At 71.9% G+C, this 5,887-nt stretch carries 6 protein-coding genes; 5 read left to right on the top strand and 1 reads right to left on the bottom strand.

Annotated features, from left to right (window positions below; translation table 11 throughout):
• Positions 1-491 precede the first annotated feature (491 nt).
• The 4 genes from IRZ30_RS14965 to IRZ30_RS14950 all read left to right on the top strand — a co-directional run bounded on the left by IRZ30_RS14965 (position 492) and on the right by IRZ30_RS14950 (position 4,673).
• The gene (locus tag IRZ30_RS14965) at positions 492-713 is read left to right on the top strand and encodes a hypothetical protein (RefSeq protein ID WP_294086286.1); all 222 of its coding nucleotides are present in this window, start codon (positions 492-494) and stop codon (positions 711-713) included.
• Positions 714-716: 3 nt separating this feature from the next.
• A complete protein-coding gene (locus IRZ30_RS14960; RefSeq protein ID WP_294086285.1) occupies positions 717-2,120 on the top strand; it encodes an amidase in 1,404 nt (467 codons plus the stop codon).
• 128 nt (positions 2,121-2,248) lie between these two features.
• Positions 2,249-3,328: an LLM class flavin-dependent oxidoreductase gene (locus IRZ30_RS14955; RefSeq protein WP_294086284.1), complete on the top strand. Its 1,080-nt coding sequence runs from the start codon at positions 2,249-2,251 to the stop codon at positions 3,326-3,328.
• Positions 3,329-3,590: 262 nt separating this feature from the next.
• Complete coding sequence (locus IRZ30_RS14950) at positions 3,591-4,673, top strand: putative sulfate exporter family transporter (RefSeq protein ID WP_294086283.1); 1,083 nt, start codon at positions 3,591-3,593, stop codon at positions 4,671-4,673.
• Here the strand turns inward: IRZ30_RS14950 and IRZ30_RS14945 are convergent.
• Positions 4,670-5,140: a DUF6789 family protein gene (locus IRZ30_RS14945; RefSeq protein WP_294086282.1), complete on the bottom strand. Its 471-nt coding sequence runs from the start codon at positions 5,138-5,140 to the stop codon at positions 4,670-4,672. The two genes, IRZ30_RS14950 and IRZ30_RS14945, sit on opposite strands and share 4 nt — an antisense overlap.
• A gap of 370 nt (positions 5,141-5,510) precedes the next feature.
• Here IRZ30_RS14945 and IRZ30_RS14940 point away from each other — a divergent pair.
• A partial coding sequence (locus IRZ30_RS14940; RefSeq protein ID WP_294086280.1) for an FAD-dependent oxidoreductase occupies positions 5,511-5,887 on the top strand: 377 nt, incomplete at its 3' end.

Here is a 5,887-nt window from a genome sequence, read left to right as displayed (position 1 = left end):
GTCCCCCCCGGGGGGCGGCGGGGGGGGCGGGCGGGGGGGGGTTGCCCCCCCGGCCCCGCGCCAGAGGGTGGACACGCTCTCACCGGGGCGCCAACGCTGTTCCCCAGCCGGCTTCAGCCGGCTTTCGTGGTGAGCCCGGCGGCTTTAGCCCCGGGCACATGCCGAGCGGCGGGAGCCAACACATCCGAGTCTGCGCCCCGCGGTGCCCCATCCCCTTCAGTGGGCTTCGCCTTGTCAGCCTGGGGATAAACCCCCGGGCACACGCCACAGCGCGCAGCCCCGTCGCATGTATCCGCTGTGGCGGAGAGGGCGAGTTCCTCCACACGGACCGAGTCGTGGCCAGCCTCGGTCGGGGTAAACGCCGACGCATGACGCATGACGTATGTCGCATCACGCATCACGCATCCATCACACCCCTGACACAACCGCGACTGCGGCGTATAGTGCCGCCATGAGGGGCATCACACGACGGACAGAGAGGGAGGCCGGAGATGCCGGAGTCGAACGGGAGCGAGCGGCACGCGGCTGTGGCCCGGGGGCTGATGGAGGCCGTGCGTGCCCGCTACGGTGAGCGGCTGAGCGCGGAGCAGGAAGAGCGGGTCGCGGACGAGCTGCGCCGCATGGTCGAAGCAGCAGAGGCCCTGCGCCGTGTCCCGCTGACGAACGCCGACGAGCCGGACGTGCTGTTCCGGCCCTACCGTGGGGAGGGATGACGGGTGGCGGCGAACGATGCGCTGAGCTTCGCAACCGTACGCGATCTGGCGCGGATGCTGCGCAGCGGCGAGACGACGCCGACCGCGTTGGTCGAGCACTTCGCCGAGCGCCTCGACTCCGTCGGGCGCCGCTACAACGCCGTGGTGACGATCATGCTCGACCGAGCGCGGCGCGAGGCGGCGCTGGCCGAGGCGGAGTTGAAGGCAGGCTACGACCGGGGGCCGCTCCACGGGATTCCCTACGGGGCCAAGGACCTGCTTGCGGCCGTCGGCGCGCCGACGACCTGGGGCGCGGCGCCCCTGCGGGATCAGGTATTCAACGCCGACGCCACCGTCATTCGCCGCCTGCGGGATGCCGGGGCGGTCCTGCTGGCCAAGCTCAGCATGGTCGAGCTTGCCGGGGGGCTGGGTTACAACCAGCCGAACGCCTCGCTGACCGGGCCGGGCATCACCCCCTGGAACCCGGAGTCCTGGAGCGGCGGTTCGTCCAGCGGGTCCGGGTCGGCCGTCGCCGCTGGAGCCATCCCCTTCGCCATCGGCTCCGAGACGTGGGGCTCGATCGTCTCCCCCTCCAACTTCTGTGGGATCACCGGCCTCCGTCCGACCTACGGCCGCGTCAGCCGGGCCGGGGCGATGGCCCTCTCCTGGACGCTGGACAAGCTCGGCCCGATGTGCCGCACGGCGGACGACTGCGGGCTCGTCCTCGACGCCATCGCCGGGCCAGACCCGGACGATCCGACCACGCTGCCGGAGCCATACCGCTACGCGCCGGAGCAGGACCGCACCGAAGGATTCCGCCTGGGCGTGCTGCGTGACGGGCTCGACGACGCACAGCCGGAGGTACGTGCCAACTTCGAGCAGTCGCTCGCGGTGCTGAGCGAGTTCGCCACGCTGGAAGAGGTCACGCTGCCCGACTTCCCCTACGCCGAGGTGGCACGGATCATCCTGAACGCCGAGTCGGCGGCCGCCTTCGAGGATCTGATCGAGAGCGGCGCCGTGGCCGGATTGACCGCGCCCGAGGATCGCTGGGGCGCCTACGCCCGCACCGTCATCCCGGCGGTCGACTACCTGCGTGCGCTCCGCGTCCGGCGGCACATCGGCGTCGCGCTCGACCGGCTCCTGGCGCGCTACGACGGCGTCGTGTGCCTCACCAACGCCGTGGTCGCCGCTCCGCTGGACATGCCGTTCGATGCCTACTTCGGCAAGGTCCGCCGACTCCCGATCGGCGCGGCAGGAAATCTCGCCGGGCTACCGGCGATCAGCCTTCCCAACGGCTTCGGGGAGCGGGGGCTGCCAACGGCGATGCAGATCGTCGGCCGCGTCGGGAGCGAGAACAGCATCCTCGCCGTCGCCCGCGCCTACCAGGCGCGCACCGACTGGCACACCCGGAGGCCGGAGGTGGGGTGAGGCGTCGCGCGTCATACGTCATTCGTCCCCCTCACCCCCGGCCCCTCTCGAACGGAGCCCACCAAGGGGAGAGGGGCGAGCAACGGAATACGCAATACGGAGTACGCAGTACGCGTGACGGATGACGCATGACGCATGAGATCCAGTTCTGCCTCGATCTGACGCACCATTCGTGGGCGCGGGCGGCCGACCCGGCGGCGGCCGTCGATGCGACCTTGCGGGCGATCCGCGTGGCGGATGCGGCCGGACTCGACTCCGTCTGGTTGAGCGAGGATCCCGACGGCTGGGACGCCGTCGCCGTGCTCGCCGCCGCGGCGCGCGAGACCGAGCGCATCCGCCTCGGCACCGGGGTGACCAACCCGTACCTGCGCCACCCCAACCTGATTGCCATGTCGGTGGCCACGGTGGACCGGCTCTCCGGTGGGCGCGCCTTCCTCGGGCTCGGCCGCGGCCAGGCCGAGTGGTACTCCCGCGCACTCGGCATTCGCACCGGCCGCCCGCCCGAGGTCCTGGCCGAGACGATCGACCTCTTGCGCCAGTGGTGGCGCCCGCGTGGGCGGGCCAGCGCCACGGGCCAATCCCACGTGCGCGACTGGGCGCGCGCGATCGGTCCGGTGCAGTCCCACGTGCCGATCTACCTCGCCGCGCTCGGGCCGCGCGCCCTGCGGGGGGCGGCCGAGCGGGCCGACGGTTTGCTGGTGGCCGACTTCGCCTCGGTGCCCTACCTGCGGCGACTGATCCCGATGGTCCGCTCCTGGGTTGCCGAGGCCGGCCGCGACCCGGCGGCCTTTCGCTTCTACGTCCGGACCGGGATCGTCGTCACCGACAACCCGGAGCCGGTGCTGGAGCGGCGGAAGAACCAGATGGCGCTGGTGAACGCCCTGCCGGGCATGACGCAGCAGATCGAGGTGCCGGGCTTCGATGTCCCGGCCATCATGGCCCGCGTCCGGGAGGTGATGCACACCGACGAGGTGCTGGAAGCCGGCGGGGCCTTCATCGACATCCGCAAGGTGGCGGACTTCGCCGCGGCGCGTCGCCTGATCCCCACCGAGCTCGTCGCTGCTGTCAGCCTCGTCGGCCCGGCGGCGGAGATCCGCGCGCGGCTGCGCGAGCTGGTGGAGATCGGCGTCACCGGCGTCTTCATCGCCCCGCCGGGCGAGCGCGACGCCGCCGAGTACGCCGCCCTCATCCGCGAGATCACCCCGTAGCGCGTTCCGACCACAGCGGGCGTGCAGATCCTGACGGCAATCGTGGATAATCACGCGGGCGCCGCGCCGGCCGGCGCCAGGGGGAGCGACCTCGCGTTCGCGGCCGTCGCAGCGCCGCCTTCTCCGCTTCGTCCCCGCTGCGTCAGTCCAGCCGGGCCGTCTCTCCGGACGTTCCGGTGAGTGCAGACTGTGCCCAGCGGGACTCGGGCGTGAGGCGGCCCGGACAGCGGGGTCGAGCGGGACAGTGGAGCGGTGACGAGGCATGGCTAATCGACGGCGCGGGCAGGTGGTTCAGCCGGCGCCCGTGCGGAAACCGCGCGATGCGGCCCTTGGCCGGGTCACGCGGTATGCGCCCGGGCTCGGCCTCGTGTTCCTCCTGGCGGCCGTGAGCCGCGGCGTGGCCGGCGCCCTGCCGGATGCCATCGCCGAAGTCACCGTCGGACTCCTCCTCGGAATTGCGATCGGAAACACCGTGCGCCTGCCCGTGGCCTTCCAGCCGGGCATCCGGTTCGCGGTCGGCACGCTGCTGCGGGTCGGCATCGTCCTACTCGGGACGCGCCTCAGCGTCCAGGACGTGCTGATGACCGGGCTGGATGCCCTGGTCATCGTGCTGGCGGGGATGACCACGGCGCTGCTCTTCACCCTCGGCATCGGGCGACTGCTGCGCTTGCCGCCGCGGCTCTGCCTGCTGATCGGCGTGGGAACGGCGGTCTGCGGCAACACGGCCATCATCGCCACAGCCCCCACGGTCGAGGCGAAGGAGCGCGACGTCTCCTTCGCCGTGGCGACGATCACCCTGTTCGGCACGCTCGCGGTGCTCCTCTACCCGGCGATCGGCCACCTCGCCGCCTTCTCCGACCAGGCGTTCGGCTACTGGGCCGGTACCGCGGTGAACGACACGTCGCAGGTGATCGCGACCGGGTTTGCCTACTCGGACGCGGCCGGCGAGGTGGCCACGGTGGTCAAGCTGACGCGGAACACGCTGATGGGCCCGCTGCTCGTCGTCATCGGCGCCGTGTACGCGCATGCGGTCCGTTCGGCCGGCCCCGGTCGCACGAGCCGGTCGGGTGCCCGGCGGGTGCTGTCGGTGGTGCCGCCCTTCGTGCTCGGCTTCCTCGGCATGGCGCTGCTCAACAGCCTCGGGCTTATCTCTCCGCAGGCTGGCCATGCGGCGAGCGAGGGGGCCAAGCTGCTCGTCCTCGCGGCCCTCACCGGCGTCGGGCTGAGCACCAACCTCGGCCAGATGCGCGCCGTCGGGCTCCGTCCGTTCTACCTTGGGCTGGCGGCCTCGACGCTGCTGAGCCTGCTGACTCTCGCGCTGATCCTGGTCCTGGTCGGGCTCTAGCGCGCGTGAGCACGCGACTCCTCGCCGCCGAGACGGCGGTCGATCAGCGCCAGCGCGACGCCGTAGACGGCGTGAGCGGCGATCATCACCCCTTGCCGCGAGGTTCGGTCCTCGTCGGGCCACGGGTAGAGCTTCAGGCCGGGCATCAGCCCGAGGTAGCTCACGCTCCAGACCAATCCCCCGTAGAGCAGCCCGGCAGCGATGTCCGACGACGGCAGCAGGCGGCGCCCGAGGCCGAAGAGCGCCCCGGCACCGGTGCCGTACCCGACGTGGGCCAGGAGCCAACTGGAGAGAAAGGCCGGCTCGGAGAGCTTGTGGCGGACACCCGCCTCCTCTTCGACCCGCTCCGTGATGTGCTTCGGTGGTGGTTTCCCGAGCAGGCCGGTCGCCCGTCCGGCAGCCATAGCGGCCGACATAAACCCGGTCGCCGCCGTTCCGGCCAGCGCACCGCGCACGATGGCGTTCATCGGAACCTTCCTTTCCCGCGCCGCCTGCGTCCTGCGCGGCAGCGCCCTGCCTCCCGCCGGTGGGACACCCGTCGCCGACCTCTGGTCATTCCGTCTGCATCCCGCGTCGGTCCTGCGCCGGACGAACGCAAAGCCGATGCCGGGCGGACGGCGGACGGAGCCTCACGCGCCTCGCGTCTTGTACGAGTTGCTCCCCTCTCCCAAAGTTGGGAGAGGGTCTGGGGGTGAGGGCCGCTCTTGCGAGCCACCCCGCTGCGCTTGCCAGCGCGGGGTGGATCTGGTACGCCTGCGTGCCAGACGCGGCCACGTGCCGCGGGTGCGGCGGCGCGGGGATGGGGCCGCCGACCAGGGAGCGATCAGGAGGAGAGCCATGAGCGGCATGGGCTACCAGGCAGTCGAGGTCGCAATCGTCGGCGGCGGGATCATCGGCTGCGCCATCGCCTATGAACTGGCGCGCAAGGGCCATCGCGTGGCCGTGGTCGAGCGCGGGGCGATCGGTGGCGAAGCCAGCGGGGCCTCGGCCGGCATCATCGCGCCGCCGTCGAACAAGGACACGCCCGCCGTGCGCGTGGAGCTGACGGCGCGCAGCCTCTCGGCCTATCCCTGGCTGGTCGCCGCACTCCAGGACGAGACGGGACTCGACGTCGGCTACCGCCAGTGGGGCGCGCTCCTGGTCGCCCGCAACGAGAACGACCATGCCCGCCTGCGCGCGCTCCTCTCCTGGCAGGAGGATCTGGGCTTCGACAG

The organism is Sphaerobacter sp. (assembly GCF_019683595.1).
Classification (GTDB): Bacteria; Chloroflexota; Chloroflexia; order Thermomicrobiales; family Thermomicrobiaceae; genus Sphaerobacter.
The sequence above is the reverse complement of the archived record's forward strand: the minus strand, read 5'-3'. Positions and strand labels throughout refer to the sequence as shown.

Coding starts and splice junctions, on each gene's coding strand:
- IRZ30_RS14965 (WP_294086286.1), top strand. CDS start 492: ATGCCGGAGTCGAACGGGAGCGAGCGGCACGCGGCTGTGGCCCGGGGG.
- IRZ30_RS14955 (WP_294086284.1), top strand. CDS start 2,249: ATGACGCATGAGATCCAGTTCTGCCTCGATCTGACGCACCATTCGTGG.
- IRZ30_RS14950 (WP_294086283.1), top strand. CDS start 3,591: ATGGCTAATCGACGGCGCGGGCAGGTGGTTCAGCCGGCGCCCGTGCGG.
- IRZ30_RS14945 (WP_294086282.1), bottom strand. CDS start 5,140: ATGAACGCCATCGTGCGCGGTGCGCTGGCCGGAACGGCGGCGACCGGG.